Annotated in this window: 16 protein-coding genes; 9 read left to right on the forward strand and 7 right to left on the reverse strand. The window is 74.1% G+C overall.

All coding sequences use genetic code 11. The annotated features are described in order from the left end of the window. Positions 1-5 precede the first annotated feature (5 nt). From ADL34_RS22825 to ADL34_RS22835, 3 genes are read right to left on the reverse strand one after another with little or no spacing between them, the layout of a single operon-like run. Positions 6-776 carry an enoyl-CoA hydratase/isomerase family protein gene (locus ADL34_RS22825; protein ID WP_234375079.1) on the reverse strand — a complete coding sequence of 257 codons (771 nt, stop codon included), beginning with the start codon at positions 774-776 and terminating at the stop codon, positions 6-8. Next, positions 773-1,189, reverse strand: coding sequence for a Zn-ribbon domain-containing OB-fold protein (locus tag ADL34_RS22830; RefSeq protein ID WP_062668943.1), 417 nt, complete (start codon positions 1,187-1,189; stop codon positions 773-775). Before ADL34_RS22830 ends, ADL34_RS22825 begins: the two co-directional genes overlap by 4 nt. A 6-nt stretch (positions 1,190-1,195) precedes the next feature. Next, the gene (locus ADL34_RS22835; protein WP_062668942.1) at positions 1,196-2,353 is read right to left on the reverse strand and encodes a lipid-transfer protein; all 1,158 of its coding nucleotides are present in this window, start codon (positions 2,351-2,353) and stop codon (positions 1,196-1,198) included. A 92-nt stretch (positions 2,354-2,445) separates the two neighbouring features. Between ADL34_RS22835 and ADL34_RS22840 the strand changes: the two genes are divergently transcribed. Then, positions 2,446-4,023: a FadD3 family acyl-CoA ligase gene (locus tag ADL34_RS22840; protein WP_062669089.1), complete on the forward strand. Its 1,578-nt coding sequence runs from the start codon at positions 2,446-2,448 to the stop codon at positions 4,021-4,023. A 76-nt stretch (positions 4,024-4,099) separates the two neighbouring features. Here the strand turns inward: ADL34_RS22840 and ADL34_RS22845 are convergent, their stop codons facing one another. Continuing rightward, on the reverse strand, positions 4,100-4,291 hold the full coding sequence (locus tag ADL34_RS22845) for a hypothetical protein (protein ID WP_062668941.1): 192 nt from the start codon (positions 4,289-4,291) through the stop codon (positions 4,100-4,102). Between the two features lie 229 nt (positions 4,292-4,520). After that, the gene (locus ADL34_RS22850) at positions 4,521-7,487 is read right to left on the reverse strand and encodes an AfsR/SARP family transcriptional regulator (RefSeq protein WP_062668940.1); all 2,967 of its coding nucleotides are present in this window, start codon (positions 7,485-7,487) and stop codon (positions 4,521-4,523) included. Between the two features lie 184 nt (positions 7,488-7,671). Between ADL34_RS22850 and ADL34_RS22855 the strand changes: the two genes are divergently transcribed. From ADL34_RS22855 to ADL34_RS22880, 6 genes are all read left to right on the forward strand, one after another. Then, positions 7,672-8,910 carry an amidohydrolase family protein gene (locus tag ADL34_RS22855; RefSeq protein ID WP_062668939.1) on the forward strand — a complete coding sequence of 413 codons (1,239 nt, stop codon included), beginning with the start codon at positions 7,672-7,674 and terminating at the stop codon, positions 8,908-8,910. 2 nt (positions 8,911-8,912) lie between these two features. Continuing rightward, a complete protein-coding gene (locus ADL34_RS22860; RefSeq protein WP_062669088.1) occupies positions 8,913-9,830 on the forward strand; it encodes a TIGR03619 family F420-dependent LLM class oxidoreductase in 918 nt (305 codons plus the stop codon). A 9-nt stretch (positions 9,831-9,839) separates the two neighbouring features. Beyond that, positions 9,840-10,610 carry an SDR family NAD(P)-dependent oxidoreductase gene (locus ADL34_RS22865; protein WP_062668938.1) on the forward strand — a complete coding sequence of 257 codons (771 nt, stop codon included), beginning with the start codon at positions 9,840-9,842 and terminating at the stop codon, positions 10,608-10,610. A 99-nt stretch (positions 10,611-10,709) separates the two neighbouring features. Next, positions 10,710-11,828, forward strand: coding sequence for an LLM class flavin-dependent oxidoreductase (locus tag ADL34_RS22870; RefSeq protein ID WP_079034223.1), 1,119 nt, complete (start codon positions 10,710-10,712; stop codon positions 11,826-11,828). Between the two features lie 111 nt (positions 11,829-11,939). Then, positions 11,940-13,670: an N-acyl-D-amino-acid deacylase family protein gene (locus ADL34_RS22875; protein ID WP_062668937.1), complete on the forward strand. Its 1,731-nt coding sequence runs from the start codon at positions 11,940-11,942 to the stop codon at positions 13,668-13,670. After that, positions 13,667-15,124, forward strand: a complete 1,458-nt coding sequence (locus ADL34_RS22880; protein ID WP_062668936.1) for an aldehyde dehydrogenase family protein — start codon at positions 13,667-13,669, stop codon at positions 15,122-15,124. The genes ADL34_RS22875 and ADL34_RS22880 overlap by 4 nt, the downstream gene beginning before the upstream one ends. Before the next feature lies 1 nt (position 15,125). On the opposite strand, the gene ADL34_RS22885 is transcribed toward ADL34_RS22880, so the two are convergent. Then, entirely contained in the window at positions 15,126-15,521 is a 396-nt protein-coding gene (locus ADL34_RS22885; RefSeq protein WP_062668935.1) for a nitroreductase family deazaflavin-dependent oxidoreductase, read from the reverse strand. Between the two features lie 111 nt (positions 15,522-15,632). Here ADL34_RS22885 and ADL34_RS22890 point away from each other — a divergent pair, with 111 nt between their 5' ends. Continuing rightward, on the forward strand, positions 15,633-16,448 hold the full coding sequence (locus tag ADL34_RS22890; RefSeq protein ID WP_062668934.1) for an endonuclease/exonuclease/phosphatase family protein: 816 nt from the start codon (positions 15,633-15,635) through the stop codon (positions 16,446-16,448). Between the two features lie 28 nt (positions 16,449-16,476). Here the strand turns inward: ADL34_RS22890 and ADL34_RS22895 are convergent, their stop codons facing one another. Next, positions 16,477-17,994, reverse strand: coding sequence for a CehA/McbA family metallohydrolase (locus ADL34_RS22895; protein WP_062668933.1), 1,518 nt, complete (start codon positions 17,992-17,994; stop codon positions 16,477-16,479). Positions 17,995-18,187: 193 nt separating this feature from the next. Here ADL34_RS22895 and ADL34_RS22900 point away from each other — a divergent pair, with 193 nt between their 5' ends. Beyond that, positions 18,188-19,039 carry an LLM class F420-dependent oxidoreductase gene (locus ADL34_RS22900; RefSeq protein ID WP_062668932.1) on the forward strand — a complete coding sequence of 284 codons (852 nt, stop codon included), beginning with the start codon at positions 18,188-18,190 and terminating at the stop codon, positions 19,037-19,039. Positions 19,040-19,060: the final 21 nt, after the last annotated feature.

The raw sequence follows: 19,060 nt of genomic DNA on the forward strand, positions 1-19,060 counted from the left end.
CCCGGTCACCGGGTCCTGAAGGCCCGGCTGCGGGTGCGGAACAGCTCCTCCTGCCGCGCGCCCGGCAGGTTGCCGAGCGCGATCAGATGCGGGGCCTGCGCGAACGCGCGGTCGAGGGCGGCCTCCCGGGCCGCCCACAGCGCCCGCACGGTGCCCTGCACGGCCTCGGGCGGATGCCCGGCGATCACGGTCGCGCGCTCGACGGCGACGGCCAGCGCCTCGCCCGGCGCGGTGAGTTCGGAGACGAGCCCGATCTCGTGGGCCCGCCGCGCGCCCAGCCGTTCCGCCCCGCCCATCAGCGCGGTGCGGGCGGCCTCCCCGTACGGCATGCGCAGCGCCATCAGCATCGACTCGTAGGCGCTGACCATGCCGTAGGTGGTGTGCGGGTCGAAGAACGCGGCGGTCGGGTCGGCGACGAGGAAGTCGCTCTCGCCCAGCAGGTAGAAGGCGCCGCCGCAGGCCATGCCCCGCACGGCCGCGATCACCGGCTTCCACAGGTCGTTGGACTTGGGTCCGGCCCGCAGCAGCGGATCGTCCGTCATGTAGGGGGAGTCCGGCTGCGGCACCTCGGTGTCCCGGTCCAGGCCCGTGCAGAACGCCCGCTCCCCGGCGCCGGTCAGCACGACGGCCCGTACGGTGTCGTCGAAGCGCATCCGGCCCCAGGCGGCGACCAGTTCGTCCCGCGTCGCCAGGTCGAGGGCGTTGAGCCGGCCGGGCCGGTCCAGGGTGACCACGGCGACGCCGGTGCCCTCGTCGACGCGCACGCGGAGGCTCACGACCGCTCCAGCACCCAGCGGGGCAGCCCCGTGCCGTCGAACACCGCGCGGACCCGGGCGCCGATACGGATCAGTTCCGGCGGCACGGAGTTCAGGGGCGCGCCGGGAGCGGAGACGACGTTGCCGACGAGCCGGACGCGCGGCGCGTCGGCCAGCTCGACGACCACCACGTTGTACGGCGCCAGCTCCGCGTAGTCCGGCAGCAGCGGCTGATGGGGGACGACGTACGACCAGATCCGGCCCTGTCCGCTCACGGGCCGCCACTCGGCCGCGAAGGACTGGCAGCGCGGGCAGCACGGCCGGGGCGGGAAGCGCGGCTCGGCGCAGTCGCCGCAGGTCTGCACCCGCAGCTCGCCCCGTGCGGCGTACTCCCAGAAGGGAGCGCCGTCGGCGTCGGTGACGGGGGACAGCATCGGCGGTCAACTCCTCAGGAGCAGCGCGGAGGTGGGGACGCCCTCGCCGGCGGTGACGAGGCAGGCCGAGGCGCCGGGGACCTGCGCGGTACTGGTGCCGCGCAGCTGCCTGACGCCCTCGGTGATCAGGTTGAAGCCGTGGACGTACGCCTCGCTGAGGCCGCCCCCGCCCGTGTTCAGCGGAAGGCGCCCGCCGATCTCCAGGGCGCCGCCCTCGGTGAACGCCCCGCCCTCGCCGCGCGCGCAGAACCCGTACCCCTCCAGGGAGAGCGGGACGAGTGCGGTGAACGCGTCGTAGATCTGGGCGACGTCCACGTCCTGGGGGGTGAGGTCGGCGTGCTTCCACAGATGCCGGGCGGCCGTCCAGGCGGGGCCGGTGAGCGGGTCGTCGTTCCAGTAGTTGACCATGCCGTGGTGCTGGGCGGGCAGGCCCTGCGCTGCCGCGTGCACGTACACGGGGAGCTGACGGCAGTCGCGGGCGCGCTCCCTGCCGACGACCACGCAGGCGAGGGCCCCGTCGGTCTCCAGGCAGTTGTCGTACAGGCACAGGGGTTCGCTGATCCAGCGCGCGGTCATGTACATCTCGCGGGTCAGCGGGCGGTCGTACATGATCGCGGCCGGGTTCTGGTTGGCGCGGTTGCGGCAGGCGAGGGCGACGTTGAACAGGTGGTCGCGGGTCGCGCCGTACTCGTGCATGTAGCGCCGGGCGAGCATGGCGATCTCGTCGACCGGGCGCAGCAGCCCGAACGGCCGGGTCCACTGCGCCGGGATGGGCAGCTGGGCGGTCGTGTTCCGCCACGGCCGGGGCCCGCTGCCGCGCTTGCGGGACCGCCAGGCGACGCCCACCGACGCCTGTCCGGTGGCGATGGCGGCGGCCAGGTGCGCGACGGTGGCGCACGAACCGCCGCCGCCGTAGCCGACCTTGGCGAAGTACGTGAGATCCCCGAGGCCGACGGCCTTCGCCAGCTCGACCTCGTCGGTCTCCTCCATGGTGTACGAGGCGAGCGCGTCGACCTCGCCGGGAGCGATCCCGGCGTCGTCCAGCGCGGCCAGCACGGCACGGCAGGCCAGGGTCCGCTCGTCGTCCGCGAGGTGCCGGGCGAAGGGCGTCTGCCCGATGCCGACGATCGCCGTGGCGTCCTTGAGACCGCTGCCTGACGTCATGCCGCGCACACCTCCGCGCCCCGCGACGACTGCTGACAGCCCGTCAGATTACCGTTAATCTGACGACCCGTCAGCTGGTGTGGGAGGCCGAGATGCGCGGTGACGTCGAGTGGGGCAGCGTTCCGGAACTCGTACGGGCGGCGGCCGAGCGGTACGCGGACACCGAGGCCGTGGTGGAGGGCCGCACCCGGATCACGTACGCCGGACTCGGCGCCCGCGTCGAGCGCGCGGCGGCCGCCTGTCTCGCCGCGGGCGTCCGGCCCGGCGACCGGGTCGCCCTGTGGGCCCCCAACTCGCCCGCCTGGATCGTGGCCGCGCTCGGCGCCGTCTCGGCGGGCGCGGTACTGGTGCCGCTGAACACCCGCTTCAAGGGCGCCGAGGCGGCCGACGTGCTGCGCCGCAGCGGCGCCCGGCTGTTGTTCGTGACCGGCACCTTCCTCGGCACCTCCTACGTGGCCTCGCTGCGCCGGGCCGTCGCCGGGGGGCCCGGGCTGCCCGCGCTGGAGCAGGTCGTCGTGCTCGCGGAGGACGCGCCCGCGGACTACCGCACCTGGAAGGACTTCCTCGCGGGCGGTGACAGCGTCAGCACGGCACGGGTGCGGGCGCGCGCCGCGGCCGTCGAGGGCTCGTGGCCCTCGGACATCGTCTTCACGTCCGGGACGACCGGGCGCCCCAAGGGTGTCGTCATCACCCACGCGCAGACGCTGCGGGCCTATGCGGTCTGGAGCGATCTGGCGGGCCTGCGCCACGGCGACCGCTACCTGATCGTGAACCCCTTCTTCCACACCTTCGGCTACAAGGCCGGGGTGATCGCCTGCCTGATGCGGGGCGCCACGATGATCCCGCAGCCCGTGTTCGGGGTGGAGACGGCCCTCGCGAACATCGCGGCGGAACGGGTCTCGGTGCTGCCGGGCCCGCCCACCCTGCACCAGTCGCTGCTCGACCACCCGGCCCGCGACGGCCACGACCTGTCCGCGCTGCGCCTGGTGGTGACCGGCGCGGCGGTCGTCCCGCTCCGTCTCGTGGAACGGCTGCGCGGCGAACTGGGCGTGGAGACGGTCCTGACCGCCTACGGGCTCTCCGAGGCGTGCGGCCTGGTGACGATGTGCCGGCGCGGCGACGACCCGGCGGTGATCGCGACCACGTCCGGCCGGGCCATCCCCGGCACCGAGGTCCGGGTGGAGGCCCCGCCCGGCGAACCCGGCGAGGTCCTCGTGCGCGGCTTCAACGTCATGCGCGGCTACTACGAGGACGCGGCGGCGACCGCCGAGGTGCTGACCGCCGACGGCTGGCTGCGCACCGGGGACGTCGGCGTGCTCGACGCGGCGGGCAACCTGCGCATCACCGACCGGCTGAAGGACATGTTCGTCGTCGGCGGCTTCAACGCCTACCCGGCGGAGATAGAGCGGACCCTCGGCCTGCACCCGCAGGTGGCGGACGTCGCGGTGATCGGCGTGCCGGACGCGCGGCTGGGCGAGGTCGGCAAGGCGTTCGTCGTCCGCCGGCCGGGAGCCGTGCTCACCGGCGACGACCTCATCGCCTGGGCGCGGCGGGAGATGGCGAACTACAAGGTGCCGCGGCGGGTGGAGTTCGTGACGGGGCTGCCGCGGAACGCGAGCGGGAAGGTCGTCAAGGCGGCGCTGCGGGGCACGGCCCCCGCACCCCCCTGACGCCGACGACGCCGACGACCGCGACGGCTCCCCCTCCGCGCCGCCGCGGTCGTCTCCCCGTGGGGTGCGGTCCGGATCAGACGGGCTCGCCCGTGGCGTGGACGTTGTCCGTCGACGTGTCGGCGGTGTCGCCCTTCAGCTTGAGCGGCTCGCTCGTGGCGTGCACGTTCTTCGTGTTGAGCGGCTCGGTGGTGGCGTGGACGTTGTCCGTCGTGTCGATCGGCTCGCCGGTCGCGTGGACGTTGTCGGTGCTGTTCTCGTCGGACATCTCGGTTGCTCCCCTGAAAAGAGACGGAACTCGGTGCTGTGCGCGGCAGGATCCGCCCGGCAGCTCCCCCGCGGGCTGCCGGGCGGGCCCTGCTGGGCCGGTTCACCCTAAGGTCCCGGCCACCCGCCGTTCCGTCTGCCCCCCGACGCGACGGCCCGGCACCCCTCACAGTGCCGGGCCGCGATAAACGAACGATGAACGCCCGCGCGCACGGGCGGAGTCGGGCGGCTCAGGCGGCCGCGGTCGGCGTCAGCAGGCCCCGCACCTCCAGGGCCTCCGGCGCGCCGAGCGCCTCGAAGAGGGCGAGCGCCTCCCGCCAGCAGACCTGGGCGCGGCCGTTCTGCCCGATGCCGTTCAGGGCCCGGCCGAGCACGGTGAGGACGTTGCCGTGCCGCCACTCGCCGCCGATGCCGCGCAACAGCGTCAGCGCCGTCTCGGCGTCGCGGGCCGCGTGGGCGTACCGACGTGCGGTGAGGTCGACCTCGGCCAGGCGGAACAGCGTCATGCCTTCCCACAGCCGCTGCCTGCTGTCCCGGAACACCCGCAGCGCCTGCCGCAGGCAGTCGGTGGCGTCGGCGAGCTGCCCGCTCTGGGTGAGGGCGAGGCCCAGGGCGTAGCGGCCGTTGGCGCCCTTGAGGGCGTGCCCCATCGCGTCGTACATCTCGGTGCCCTGCCGGGCCAGGGCCACCGCGCTCGCGGTGCGGCCGGTGGCGAGGTGGATGCGCGAGAGGTTGCACAGCGCGCTCGCCTCGCCCGGACGGTCCCCGAGCGCCCGGAAGTTCTCGATGGTGGCGGTGAAGTGGGCCTCGCCCTCGTCGTGCCGGCTCCGGTACAGCTCGACCACACCGCTGATGTTGGACGCCCAGCAGCCGGTGAGCGGGTCGTCCGCCTGCCCGGCCAGCTCGGTCGCCCGGCGCGCCTCCTGGAGCGCCACGTCGAAGCGGCTGCCCGAGATGTGGTGCACGAAGGCCAGCGCGGTCAGCGCCCTGCCCTCCGAACGCCGGTCGCCGGCGCGCTGGGCGACGTCCCGCAGCAGGGCCGCGACCGTCTCGTACTCCTTGGAGTTGGCGCCGGACTCCGCCAGGTCGACGGCCGCCCACAGCACGTCCACGGCTCGGCGCAGCGTCTGCGGCCGCGCCGCCTGCCGGACGGCGGCCAGCAGGCACACCGCCTCGGAGTACAGCCAGTCCTGCGCGGCCCGCCGGCTGTCGAACGCCAGCCCCGGGTACGCGGTGCGCTCCAGGTGGTCCACCAGCCGGTCTCCGGGCCGCTCGATCAGGTAGACCCCGGAGACCGTCGCCAGATAGAAGTCCAGCAGCCGCGACAGCGCCGCCTCCCGCTCCCCCGGAGGGTGCTCGTCGCGTTCCGCGCAGGAGCGGGCGTAGAGGCGGACCAGGTCGTGGAAGCGGTAGCGGCCCGGGGCCGCCGACTCCAGCAGGGACATGTCGACCAGCGGCTCCAGCAGGTCCTCGGTGTCCTCCACCGGAAGGTCCAGCACCGCCGCGGCCGCCGCCAGCGAGATGTCGGGGCCGTCCGCGAGGCCCAGCAGCCGGAACGCGCGGGCCTGCGCGGGCTCCAGCGCCTTGTAGCCCAACTCGAACGTCGCCTTCACCGCGAGGTCCCCGGCCTGCAGCTCGTCCAGCCGGCGCCGTTCGTCGGCGAGCTTCGCGGCGAGCGAGGACACCGTCCAGGTGCGCCGCGCCGCCAGCCGGGACGCCGCGATCCGGATGGCCAGCGGCAGGAACCCGCACGCCGCGACCACGTCGAGCGCGGCCTCCCGCTCGGCGGCCACCCGCTCCTCGCCGACGATCCTCGTGAAGAGGGCCAGCGCCTCCTCCGGCGACATCACGTCCAGGTCCACGAGGTGGGCGCCCGCGAGGTCGACCATGCGCACCCGGGACGTCACCAGCGCCGCGCACCCGTCGGTGCCCGGCAGCAGCGGCCGTACCTGGGCGGCGTCCCGGGCGTTGTCCAGCAGGACCAGGACCCGCCGTCCGTCCAGCACCGAGCGGTACAGCGCCGCCCGCTCCTCCAGCGAGTCGGGGATCGCCGCGTCCGCGGTGCCGAGCGCCCGCAGGAAGGAGCCCAGCACGGTCTCCGGCTCGGCGGCGCGCGGCCCCGCGCCCTGGAGGTCGACGTACAGCTGCCCGTCGGGGAAGGCGGCGCGCGCCTGGTGGGCCACGTGCACCGCGAGCGTCGTCTTGCCCACGCCGCCGATGCCGGCCACCGCGGACACCGCCATCACCCGGCCCTCGGCCGAGGACAGCACGTCGCTCAGCTCCGAGACGAAGGAGGACCGCCCGGTGAAGTCGGGCACGGTGGCCGGGAGCTGGGCGGGGCGCACCGGCGCCGCCGCCGGTTCGGCCGGCGGGGACGACGGCTCGGCGAGGGCCGGGTCGGCCCGCAGGATGCGCTGCTGGAGCTCCTTCAGACCGGGCCGCGGGTCCACGCCCAGCTCGTCCGCCAGGAGCCGCCGGGTGTCGGCGTACACCGCCAGGGCCTCCGCCTGCCGGCCGCTGCGGTACAGCGCGAGCATCAGCAGCTCCCGCAGCCGCTCGCGCAGCGGGTGCGCCGCGGTGAGCGCGGTCAGCTCCGACACGGCCTCCGCGTGGCAGCCCTGCTCCAGGTCCATGTCGAGCCGGGACTCCAGGAGCTGGAGCCGCCACTCCTCCAGCCGGACCCGCTGCGCCTCCGCGTACGGGCCGGGCACCCCGGCCAGCGCCTCGCCGTCCCACAGCGTCAGCGCCCGGCCGAGCAGCTCCCGCGCCCGGTGCAGATCCCCGGCGGCCCGCGCCTTCTCGCCGTCGGCGGCCAGCTCCTGCGCCCGCGCGAGGTCCAGCGCGCCCTCGCCGAGCCCCCGGATCGCGTAGCCGCCGGACTCGCTGACCAGGACGCCGGCGTCGAGCGCCTTGCGCAGCCGCGACGCGTAGGTGCGGACCGCGGCGAGCGCCTGCGAGGGCGGTTCCTCGCCCCACAGGGCGTCGATCAGCTCCGCCGCGGTCGCCGTACGGCCCTCGCGCAGCAACAGGGCCGCGAGCAACGCGCGTTGCTGCGGCGAGCCGGTGGGGAGGGGCTCCTCGCCACGCCAGGCGCGCACCGGGCCGAGCACGCCGAAGCGCAGGGCCGTCACCGGCGCCGCCGCATCCGCCGAGGAGCCGGGACGCCTCTGCTCCGGCACTCGCGGTTCCCCGTCCATCGCCGTCTCCCTCAGACCGTTTACAACTCCGTCAGTTTGCCTTGTTCCGGCCGATGCGTCAGCTGCGGAGCGGGTCTCGGGGGTCCGGGGCGCGGGATGTCACACCTCCCGCACGCGTCCTTCGCACGGCGGACCCGCTCCCGCACAGCTGACGGTCCGTCAGATCGGCGCTACGGTGACCGGCATGGACACCGAGACGACGTTCCCGCCGATCATCTCCGTGGACGACCACACGGTCGAGCCGCCCACCGTCTGGCAGGACCGGCTCCCGAAGAAGCACCGGGACACCGGCCCGCGCATCGTGCGCGCCCCCCTGAAGGACATGACCTTCCTGGGCGGCCGGTTCAAACCCGTCATGGGCCGCCCCGGGGACGAGGGCCCGGTCGGCGACTGGTGGGTGTACGAGGACCTGCACCGCCCCCTCACCCGCCTCGACACGGCCGTCGGATACTCCCGCGACGAGATCAGGCTCGAGGTCATCACCTACGAGCAGATGCGCCCGGGCTCCTACGACGTCCCCGCCCGCCTCGCCGACATGGACGTCAACCACGTCCGGTCCGCGCTCTGCTTCCCGACCTTCCCGCGCTTCTGCGGGCAGACCTTCACCGAGGCCGCCGACCGCGAGCTGGCCCTGCTGTGCGTGCGCGCCTACAACGACTGGACGGTGGAGGAGTGGTGCGGGCCCGCCGCCCACGGGCGGCTCATTCCGCTCACCCTCATCCCGCTCTGGGACGCGGAGCTCGCGGCGGCCGAGGTGCGGCGCAACGCCGCCCGGGGCGTGCGGGCCGTCGCCTTCTCCGAGATACCCCCGCACCTGGGCCTGCCCTCGATCCACACCGACGACTGGGACCCCTTCCTCGCCGCCTGCGACGAGACCGGCACGGTCGTCGCCATGCACATCGGCTCCTCCAGCCGGATGCCCTCCACCTCGGCCGACGCCCCGCCCGCCGTCGGCTCCACCATCACCTTCGCCAACTGCTGCTTCTCGATGGTCGACTGGCTGATGAGCGGCAAGTTCGAGCGCTTCCCGAACCTGAGGGTGATGTACGCCGAGGGCCAGATCGGCTGGATCCCCTACATCCTGGAGCGCGCCGACGTCGTCTGGGAGGAGAACCGCGGCTGGGGCGGCGTCGCCGACAAGGTGCACCGCCCGCCGTCCGAGCTGTTCGCCGGGCACGTCCACGGCTGCTTCTTCGACGACGCCTTCGGCCTGCGCAACCTGGACGCCATCGGCGTCGGCAACGTCCTGTACGAGACCGACTACCCGCACTCCGACTCCACCTGGCCGAAGTCCCGCGAGGTCGGCGAGGCCCAGATGGGGCACCTGGACGCCGAGGTGGTCGAGCGGATCGTCCAGGGCAACGCCATCGAGCTGCTGGGCCTGACCGGCGACGGACTGTGGCCGGGCGGCGGTGCCCGGTGAGCCTGCGCTACGGCATCCAGCTCCCCGTCCAGTCGCAGAGCACGCTCTACGCGGAACCCTGGGAGGCCGCGGCCGGACCGGACGACCTCGTCGCCGTCGCCCGCGCCGCGGACCGCGCCGGCTTCGCGTACATCGCGAGCTGCGACCACGTGGGCGTCCCGCGCCGCCTGGCCGCCGCCATGAGCACCATCTGGTACGACCCCGTCGCCACGCTCGCCTTCCTCGCCGCCGCGACCGAGCGGACCCTGCTGCTCAGCCATGTCGCCGTCGTCGGACTGCGGCACCCGCTGCTGTCCGCCAAGCAGTACGCCACGCTCGACCACCTCAGCGGCGGACGGCTGGTCCTCGGCGTCGGCGCCGGCCATGTCCGCGAGGAGTTCGACGCGCTGGGCGTGGACTTCGCGCGCCGGGGTGCCGTCCTCGACGAGTCGGTCGACGCCCTGCGCGCGGCGCTGGGGCCGGAGGAGTTCCCCGAACACCACGGCAAGCACTACGACTTCGCCGGTCTCGGGCAGCGCCCGCGCCCCGCCCAGGAGCACGTCCCGGTGTGGGTGGGCGGGTCCTCGCCCGCCGCCGTGCGGAGGGCCGCGCTCAAGGGGGACGGCTGGCTGCCGCAGGGCGACCCGCGCGACCGGCTCCCCGCGCAGATCGCCCGCATCCACCGGCTCCGGGAGGAGGCGGGCGTCGAGGGCCCCTTCACCGTGGGCGCCATCGCCGAGCCGCTGTACATCGGCACACCCGCCTGGGACGTGGGCCGCCGCACGCTCAGTGGGCCGCCGCGTGCGCTCGCCGAGTCGCTGCGGGCCTACCGGGCGATGGGTGTGCACCAGGTCCAGGTGCGGCTGCGCAGCCGCGGCCGGGCCGAGCTGGAGGACCAGATCGCCGCCTTCGGGGCCGAGGTCGCCCCGTGTCTGGACTGAGGGGGAGCCATGGGCAGGCTGGACGGCCGGGTCGTGATCGTCACCGGCGCGGCACGCGGGCAGGGGGAGCAGGAGGCACGGCTGTTCCGGGCCGAGGGCGCCGAGGTGATCGTGGCCGACGTGCTGGACGACCGGGGGGAGGCGCTGGCGAAGGAGCTGGGGGCGCGCTACACGCACCTGGACGTCGGCGAGGAGGAGGACTGGCGGGCGGCGGTGGCGGCCGCCAAGGAGGCGTACGGGCACGTCGACGGCCTGGTGAACAACGCCGGCATCCTGCGCTTCCACGCCCTCGTGGACACCCCGCTGGAGGAGTTCATGCAGGTCGTGCGGGTGAACCAGGTGGGCTGCTTCCTGGGGACGAAGACCGTGGCACCCGAGCTGGCGGACGGGGGCACGATCGTGAACACCGCCTCGTACACGGGCCTGACCGGCATGGCGGCCGTGGGGGCCTACGCGGCCAGCAAGCACGCCGTCGTCGGCCTCACCCGGGTCGCCGCGCTGGAGCTGGCGCCCCGGGGCATCCGGGTCAACGCGATCTGCCCGGGGGCCGTGGACACCGCGATGGCGAACCCGGCCCGGCTGGAACCGGACGCGGAGCCGGAGGCGTCCGCCCGCGCGCTCGACGGCCTCTACCGCAAGCTCGTGCCGCTGGGCCGGATCGGGCGGCCCGAGGAGGTCGCGCGGCTCGCGCTGTTCCTGACGTCGGAGGACTCCTCGTACATCACCGGGCAGCCCTTCGTGATCGACGGCGGCTGGCTGGCCGGGGTGAACGTGATCTGACGTGCCGTCATCTCTTGACGGTCCACGCGGGCGGTGCCACAGTCGGCCGCACACAGATCTGACGGAGCGTCAGATAGAACCAGGGGACGGTGAACCGCCTTGGAATTCGGGCTCTTCGTACAGGGATACGTCGGCAGGCGCGCCGAGACCGACCCGCTCGCCGAGCACAAGGCGCTCATGGAGGAGACCGAGTACGTCATCCAGGCGGACCGGTCCGGGTTCAAGTACGCCTGGGCCTCCGAACACCACTTCCTGGAGGAGTACTCGCACCTCTCCGCGAACGACGTGTTCCTCGGGTACCTCGCCCACGCGACGGAGCGGATCCATCTGGGGTCGGGGATCTTCAACCCGCTGGCGCAGGTCAACCACCCCGTGAAGGTCGCCGAGAAGGTGGCCATGCTCGACCATCTCACCCAAAACCGCTTCGAGTTCGGCAGTGGGCGGGGGGCCGGGTCGCACGAGATCCTGGGCTTCATCCCGGGCGTCACCGACATGAACTTCACCAAGGAGATCTGGGAGGAGACCATCGCCGAGTTCCCCAAGATGTGGCTCCAGGACGAGTACGCCGGCTTCCAGGGCAAGCACTGGTCGCTCCCGCCGCGCAAGGTCCTGCCGAAGCCGTACGGGAGGTCGCACCCGGCCATGTGGTACGCCGCCGGGTCGCCGCCCTCGTACGCGATGGCCGCCCGCAAGGGGCTCGGGGTGCTCGGCTTCAGCGTGCAGAAGGTCTCCGACATGGAGTGGGTGCTGGAGCAGTACAAGACCGCCATCGTCGACGCCGAGCCGGTCGGGGACTTCGTCAACGACAACGTCATGGTGACGACCACCGCGATCTGCGCGCCGACCCACGCCGAGGCCGTCGAGACCGCGGTGAACGGAGGGCTGCACTACCTGCCCTCGCTGGTCTTCCGGTACCACGACACCTTCCCGCGGCCCGAGGGCTTCCCCGAGTGGCCCGAGACGCTGCCGCCGTACACCGCCGAGTTCGTGGAGCTGCTCATCGAGGAGGAGCTGCTGATCTGCGGCGACCCGGACGAGGTGCTCACCCAGTGCAAGCGGTGGGAGCAGGCCGGGGCGGACCAGCTGAGCTTCGGGCTGCCGGTGGGGGTGCCGAAGGAGGAGACGTTGCGGACGATCCGGCTGATCGGGGAGCACGTGATCCCGAAGATCGACACGGATCCCGTGCATCGGACGACGCGGTTCCGGCATTCCGCCTGATCGCCGCGGGGGTGCGGGCCGTTGGCGACCGCGGGTGCGATGTGGCCGGTCGCGCAGTTCCCCACGCCCCTGGGCGGCACTGCCCGCGCCCCTAGTCGAGGAGGAACCGGCATGCTCGATCACGTCATCAAGGGCGCCACCGTCGTCGACGGGACGGGCGCGCCCGCCTTCACCGCCGACGTCGGTGTCCGCGACGGGCGGATCGCCGTCGTCGGCCGGGTGACCGAGGAGGCCCGTGGCAGCGAGGACGCCTCCGGGCTCGTGCTGGCGCCCGGGTTCGTCGATCCGCACACCCACTACGACGCCCAGCTGTTCTGGGACCCGTACGCCACCCCGTCCCTGAACCACGGGGTGACCACCGTCGTCGGCGGGAACTGCGGCTTCACGCTCGCCCCGCTGAACCCCGGCCGGCCCGGGGACGCCGACTACACGCGCCGCATGATGTCCAGGGTCGAGGGCATGTCGCTGGTCGCGCTGGAGGAGGGCGCCCCCTGGAACTGGCACGGCTTCGGGGAGTACCTGGACGCGCTCGAAGGGCGCATCGCGGTCAACGCCGGCTTCATGGTGGGGCACTGCGCGCTGCGGCGGTACGTGATGGGCGAGGACGCCGTCGGCGGCCGGCCGAGCGGCGAGCAGCTCGACGCGATGCTGCGGCTGCTGCACGACGCCATGGACGCCGGCGCCTGGGGCCTGTCCACCACCCAGTCCGCCACGCACTCCGACGGCGACGGCCGGCCCGTCGCCTCCCGGCACGCCGCACCGGCCGAGCTGCTCGCGCTGTCGAAGGCCGTCGGCGAGCACGAGGGCACCCAGATCGAGGCGATCGTCGCCGGGTGCCTCGACCAGTTCAGCGACGCCGAGATCGACCTGCTCGTGGAGATGAGCGCGGCCGCCGGGCGCCCCCTGAACTGGAACGTGCTCACCGTCGACGCGGCCGTGCCCGAGCGCGTCCCCCGGCAGCTGCTGGCGAGCGAACGGGCCCGCAGGGCGGGCGGCCGGATCGTCGCCCTGACCATGCCGATCCTCACGCCGATGAACATGTCGCTGGGCACCTTCTGCGCCCTCAACCTGATCCCCGGCTGGGGCGAGGTGCTGGGGCTGCCGGTGCCCGAGCGGATCACCCGGCTGCGGGACCCCGCCGTGCGGGCGGAGCTGCTGCGGCACGCCCGGTCCAGGGAGGCGGGCGTCTTCCGGCGGCTGACGAACTTCGCGCGGTACGTCGTCGGCGACACCTACAGCGACGCCAACCGCGGCCTGACCGGACGCGTCGTCGGGGACATCGCCGCCGAGCGCGGCCAGGAACCCTTCGCGTGCCTGGTGGAGATCTGCGCCCACGACGACCTGCGGACGGTCCTGTGGCCCATGCCCACCGACAACGACCCGGCCTCCTGGGCGCTGCGCGCCGAGACCTGGCGGCACGAGGACGTCCTGCTCGGCGGCTCCGACGCCGGGGCGCACCTGGACCGGATGTGCGGGGCGCCGTACACCACCCGGTTCCTCGGCGACTGTCTGCGCGGGCGCCGGCTCACCGGTGTGGAACAGGCCGTGAAGATGCTCACCGACGACCCGGCGCGGCTCTTCGGGCTGCGCGGGCGCGGACGGATCCAGGAAGGCTTCCACGCGGACCTGGTGCTGTTCGACCCGGAGCGTGTCGACGCCGCCCCGGCCACCCTGGTGCACGACCTGCCGGGTGAGAGCCCGCGGCTGGACTCCCGTGCGCTCGGCGTACGGGCCGTGTGGGTCAACGGCGTCGAGGCGATCCGCGACGACGTGGTGACCGGGGCCGTGCCGGGCCGGGTGCTGCGCTCGGGCCGGGACACCGGGACGGTGGCCACCCGGTGAGCCGGACCGAGGGGCAGCGTCTGTTCGTCGCCGGCTCCTGGGTGGAGCCGGACGGCGGGTCCTACGCCGTCGTCGACCCGGCGACCGAGGAGACCGTCGGACAGGCACCTGAGGCCACGCCGGAGCAGGCGCGGGCGGCCTGTGCCGCGGCCCGCGCCGCCTTCGGGCCGTGGTCGCGCACCGCGCCGGAGGAACGGGCCGCCGTCCTCGCGCGGGCGGCCTCCCTCGTCCGGGACCGTCTCGTGCCGTACGCCGAGCTGGCCCGCGCCGAGACCGGCGCGACCACGGCGACGGCCCGGGGCATGCAGGTGGGTGTCGCGGCGGCCCGCTTCCGCCGCTACGCCCGCGTCGAACCGGCCGAGTGGGCGATCCCTCCGCAGATCACCGAGGCCGGGCCGATGGGCCGGGCCGGGGTGATGGGCGCGCTCGCCGTGCGGCAGCCCGTCGGCGTGGTCGCCTGCGTCACCTCGTACAACAACCCCTGGGCGAACCCGGCCGGCAAGATCGCGCCCGCGCTCGCGATGGGCAACACCGTCGTGGTGAAACCGGCGCCGCAGGACCCCCTGTCCGTCTACCGGATGGCGGAGGCGCTGGAGGAGGCGGGCGCGCCGCCCGGCGTGGTGAACGTCCTCTCGGCCCGTTCCGTGGCGGTCGGCGAGGCGGTCGTGTCGTCGCCGGACGTCGACATGGTGAGCTTCACCGGCTCCACCGCGGTCGGGCAGCGCATCGCCGAGGTGTGCGGGCGGGACATGCGGCGCCAGCTCATGGAACTGGGCGGGAAGGGCGCCGCGGTCGTCCTCGACGACGCCGACCTGGACTCGGCGGTCGCCGGGATCGGCACCACGTTCACCTTCTACAGCGGCCAGATCTGCACGGCCCCGACCCGGGTGCTGGCCCAGCGTGGCGTGTACGGCCGCCTGGTGGAGCGGCTGGCGGCGTACGCGCGCCGGCTGCCGGTCGGCGACCCGCGGGAGCCGGGCACGGTGGTCGGCCCGGTGATCTCCCGGGCGCACCGCGATCGGGTGGAGTCGTACGTCGAACTGGGCCGCAAGGAGGGTGCGGTGGTGGTGGCGGGCGGCGAACGCCCGGACCGCGCACGGGGCTTCTACGTGGCCCCGACCGTCCTGGCCGACTGCGCCAACGACATGCGCGTGGCCCGCGAGGAGATCTTCGGCCCGGTCGTCGTGGTCGTCCCCTTCGACGACGAGGAGGAGGGGGTCGCCCTCGCCAACGACAGCGACTACGGCCTCGTCGACTACGTCTGGTCCGGCGACGTGGCCCGCGCCTTCCGCGTGGCACGGCGGCTGCGGGCCGGCGGGGTCGGCGTGAACACCGTCGGCCGCAACATGGAGGCCCCGTTCGGAGGGTTCAGGAAGAGCGGGGTCGGCCGGGACGTCGGCTCGTACGCCCTGCACGCCTACAGCGAGGTGCAGTCGATCGTCTGGCCCGGCTGAGTCAGTCCGCCAGGTCCACGCGGACCGTCAGCAGGTCCGTCCCGAGGGCCCGTACGGCCGAGCTGTTGAAGCGCGGGAGCCGCCGCAGCCGGGCCACCGGGTCGTCGTCCGGCAGCAGCCGGGCCGTACCGGAGTACCAGCGGCCCTTCACGCGTACCCGCACCCGGGGGTCCGCCTTGATGTTGCGCACGTACTGGGACCGCTCCCCGAACTCCGACACCAGCCAGAACACGTCCCCGTCCCGGCGCCCGCCCACCGGCGTCCGCCGGGGCAGGCCGGACACCCGGCCCGTGGTTTCCAGCAGCGTCTGGAAGGGCATGCGGCGCAGTACCGGATTTCCCACATGGCGCTGGAACGCGGTGGCGGCACGGAACCTGACGTCGTCGAGGCGTGACATGACGGCTAGTCTCCTGTCTCCCGGGGGACGCCGGGCCGCGCCCGGCGACATGTCGCCGGACCGTAGCCTGCGAGGCTCCCGGCACGCCAGGACGAGAGCGGGTGGCAGCTGATGCGGGTCGTGACGTGGAACCTGTGGTGGCGTTTCGGCCCCTGGCAGGACCGGCGCAAGGCCATCCTCACCGCACTGCGCGACCTGCGCCCCGACGTCGTCGGACTCCAGGAGGTCTGGGCCGCCGACGGCGAGAACCAGGCCGAGTGGCTGGCCGGCGAACTCGGCCTGCACTGGGCGTGGGCGCCCTTCCCGGCCCCGGAGCGCTGGCGCGCGCGGATCGGCGACCCGTCCGCCGACGTCGGCGTCGCCGTCCTCAGCCGCTGGCCCGTCGCCGCGCGGCACACCCTGCGTCTGCCCGTGCCCGCCGACCTCGACGACGGCCGCCTCGCGCTGCACACCCGGCTGGCCGCCCCCGGCTACGACATCCCGTTCTTCACCACCCACCTGACCTCCGTCCCGTACGCCTCGGCGGTCCGCGTCGAACAGGTCACCGCCGTCGCCCGGTTCGTCGCCGAGCACCGCGGTGACACACCCTTCCCGCCCGTCGTCACGGGCGACTTCAACGCCTTCCCGGACTCCGACGAGGTCCGCCTCTTCAGCGGCCTGCGCACCGCGCCGCCCGTGCCCGGCCAGGTCTTCCTCGACGCCTGGGAGTACGCCGACCCGTCCGCCCCCGCCCTCACCTGGGACCCCGCCAACCCCCACGCCGCGGCCACGCTGGAGCCGGGCGCCCGCATCGACTACATCCACGTCGGCCCCCCGGGCGAGGGCGGCCTCGGCCACGTCCGCTCCGTCCGCCGAGCCTGCGACACCCCGATCGCCGGCACCTGGCCGTCCGACCACATGGCGGTCCTGGCGGACCTGTCGGACTGACGGACCGGGCCGTCGCCGCGGGACCTGCTCACACACGCCCCAGAAAAATCGGGTTGGTGAACGCCGCCAGAGCGCCCGGCAAGGGGCCCGCCGCCGTCTCGTGGCGGAGTTCCGCTCTGACGTAGGCCGCGTTGGCCGGGGTGGTGTGCCATTCGGCGGTGCCGGTGCCCGAGACCGGGAGGGGGTCCGTCGTGAAGAGGACGCCCTGGTCGGTGACGAAGCGGATCGTGCAGCGGGGGGCGCCCGACGCCTCCAGGCGGACCGTCACCGGGGTGTCCGGGTCCACCTCCAGGCGTTCGCCGATGCCCGCGTGCCGGGCCCGGCCGCCGGACGCGCCGAAGGTGAGGGAGACGTTCTTGGACTCGGCGACGTACGAGCGGCCCGCGCGGATGCCCTCCTGGACGGCCGTGCGGGTCAGGTCGTCGGCGAGGACGACCGTCTGCGGGCCGCCGACCGGGTCGGGGTCGCGGTGGGCGTCGCTGCTGCCCATCGCCGGGATCCAGGAGCGCGAGCCCGAGCGCGTGGACGCCACCAGCGTGCTGTCCCAGTCCGCCAGGGCCACCTCGTCGTCCGGGGTGTACGGGCCGTTCCAGACCTCGATCGCGTCGGCCTCGCCGAAGCCGAACTTCCAGTTGCAGCCGACGCAGGTGGCGTGCGGGTGCGCGGGCACGACGAGGCCGCCCGCCTCGCGGATGCGCCGGGCGAACCGCCCGAAGCGGTTGTCCCGCGCCCGGTAGCGCCAGTCGACGAACGTGCCGGGGTCGGTGCCGAGGGCCACCACGTGCCCGTTGCGGGTGGTCACCTCCTCGCCCAGCATGATCAGCAGGTCGTCCCCGGCCGCCTCGGCCCAGTGCGGGTGCGAGGCGTGCGTGTTGTGGTCGGAGGAGTTGATGAAGTCCAGACCCGCCGCCCTCGCCAGCGCGGCGATCTCGGCCGGGCTGCGGCGCCCGTCGGAGTGCCAGGAGTGCAGATGGCAGTCGCCCCGGTACCAGGCGCGCCCCCGCCCCCTGGCCCGCTCCGGCGGGTACACGGGCCGGACGGCCTCGCCGGGCTCGCCGTGCGTCAGCGTGATCGTGAGCTCGTACGCCAGCCCCTGCGGCGCCACCGTGTACGGCCCGAGGGCGATGTGCCAGGTGCCCGCGCGGACCGGCCCGGGAATGTAGCCCGGCGTCGCCTCGTCCGTCCGGATGAAGAACTCGCTGCGCGCCCCGCCGGACCAGCCGCGGAAGCCGCGCCCGCCGAGCTCGGTGCCGCGCTCGTCGAAGACGCCGATGTCGAGGGCGTTGCCCGCGGTGCCGGCCGGGACGGACGGCTTGTCGTAGGTGTAGGAGACCTTGATCTCCCGTATGCCGGGCGGGACGTCGACCGGCACGTACACATAGTCGGGGGCCCCGGGCGGCAGGGTGCCCCGCACGGTGCGGGTCTGCGTGCCCCGGGGGTTCTCGGCGCCTGACGCGAAGGTCACGCCTCCCAACGTAAGCGCGGCGGCCGCGCCCGTCACGAACAGTGCGCGCCGGCCCGGGCCCGCGTGGTCGTCCTCGCACATGCTGCTGCTCCCGGTTCGTCGTGAGTGCCATGGCGTGGGTGGTGCGGGGGTGGTGCTTGCGACCCTCGTATTCAGCCGTGAACTCCCGTGAAGGGGAAGGCGATCGGCGGACAAACACACGGCGGCCGGCCGTCCCGAATGTGCCGACCAGTCGGTATGGACATCGTGGCGTGCCGGGGGTACAGATGCAGGCATGCGCATCTCCGCCACGATCTTCCTCACCGACGAGACGATCACCCCGACCCGGCTGGCCCGTGAGCTGGAGCAGCGGGGATTCGCCGGGCTGTACCTGCCCGAGCACACCCACATCCCCGTCGAGCGGACCACGCCCTACCCGGCCGGAGGCGACCTGCCGCCCGAGTACGGCCGCACCCTCGACCCCTTCGTCGCCCTCGGCCAGGCCGCCGCCGTCACCGAGCGCCTCGGCCTGGGCACCGGCATCACGCTGGTCGCCCAGCACGACCCGATCGACCTGGCCAAGCAGATCGCCACCCTGGACCACCTGTCCGGCGGACGCTTCACGCTCGGCCTCGGCTTCGGCTGGAACGTCGAGGAGGCCGCCGACCACGGCGTCGACTGGTCCTCGCGCCGCGACCTCGTCCGCGACCGGATGGCCCTGATGCGGGCCCTGTGGGCTGACGAACCCACGGCGTACGACGGCGAGTTCGGGTCCGTCCGGGCCAGCTTCGCCCACCCCAAGCCCGTGCGGAAGCCGCGCGGCCCGAAGCTCGGCGGGCCGCGCACCCTGGTCGGCGGCGCCGCGGGGCCGAAACTGTTCGCCCACATCACCGAGTACGCCGACGGCTGGCTGCCGATCGGGGGACGCGGGCTGTCCGAGAGCCTGCCCCGGCTGCGGACCGTCTGGGCCGACGCCGGACGCGACCCGGCCGCCCTCCAGGTGGTGCCGTACGCCGTCTTCCCCACCCCCGGCAAGCTCGCCCACTACGCCGAGCTGGGCATCGAGGAGGTCGTCGTCCAACTGCCCCCGGGCGGCGACGCCGAGGTGCTGGGCGCCCTGGACGGATACGCGGCCTTCGTCGCCTGAGCGCCGCCGCCGGCTGTACGG

Source organism: Streptomyces sp. NRRL WC-3605 (genome assembly GCF_001509795.1).
Taxonomy (GTDB): domain Bacteria; phylum Actinomycetota; class Actinomycetes; order Streptomycetales; family Streptomycetaceae; genus Streptomyces; species Streptomyces viridochromogenes.

Bases quoted from the DNA above. Each gene is read 5' to 3' on its own strand.
- ADL34_RS22900 (WP_062668932.1), top strand. From the start codon at position 18,188: ATGCGCATCTCCGCCACGATCTTCCTCACCGACGAGACGATCACCCCG.
- ADL34_RS22875 (WP_062668937.1), top strand. From the start codon at position 11,940: ATGCTCGATCACGTCATCAAGGGCGCCACCGTCGTCGACGGGACGGGC.
- ADL34_RS22830 (WP_062668943.1), bottom strand. From the start codon at position 1,189: ATGCTGTCCCCCGTCACCGACGCCGACGGCGCTCCCTTCTGGGAGTAC.
- ADL34_RS22885 (WP_062668935.1), bottom strand. From the start codon at position 15,521: ATGTCACGCCTCGACGACGTCAGGTTCCGTGCCGCCACCGCGTTCCAG.
- ADL34_RS22865 (WP_062668938.1), top strand. From the start codon at position 9,840: ATGGGCAGGCTGGACGGCCGGGTCGTGATCGTCACCGGCGCGGCACGC.
- ADL34_RS22895 (WP_062668933.1), bottom strand. From the start codon at position 17,994: ATGTGCGAGGACGACCACGCGGGCCCGGGCCGGCGCGCACTGTTCGTG.
- ADL34_RS22835 (WP_062668942.1), bottom strand. From the start codon at position 2,353: ATGACGTCAGGCAGCGGTCTCAAGGACGCCACGGCGATCGTCGGCATC.
- ADL34_RS22850 (WP_062668940.1), bottom strand. From the start codon at position 7,487: ATGGACGGGGAACCGCGAGTGCCGGAGCAGAGGCGTCCCGGCTCCTCG.
- ADL34_RS22845 (WP_062668941.1), bottom strand. From the start codon at position 4,291: ATGTCCGACGAGAACAGCACCGACAACGTCCACGCGACCGGCGAGCCG.
- ADL34_RS22840 (WP_062669089.1), top strand. From the start codon at position 2,446: ATGCGCGGTGACGTCGAGTGGGGCAGCGTTCCGGAACTCGTACGGGCG.
- ADL34_RS22890 (WP_062668934.1), top strand. From the start codon at position 15,633: ATGCGGGTCGTGACGTGGAACCTGTGGTGGCGTTTCGGCCCCTGGCAG.
- ADL34_RS22855 (WP_062668939.1), top strand. From the start codon at position 7,672: ATGGACACCGAGACGACGTTCCCGCCGATCATCTCCGTGGACGACCAC.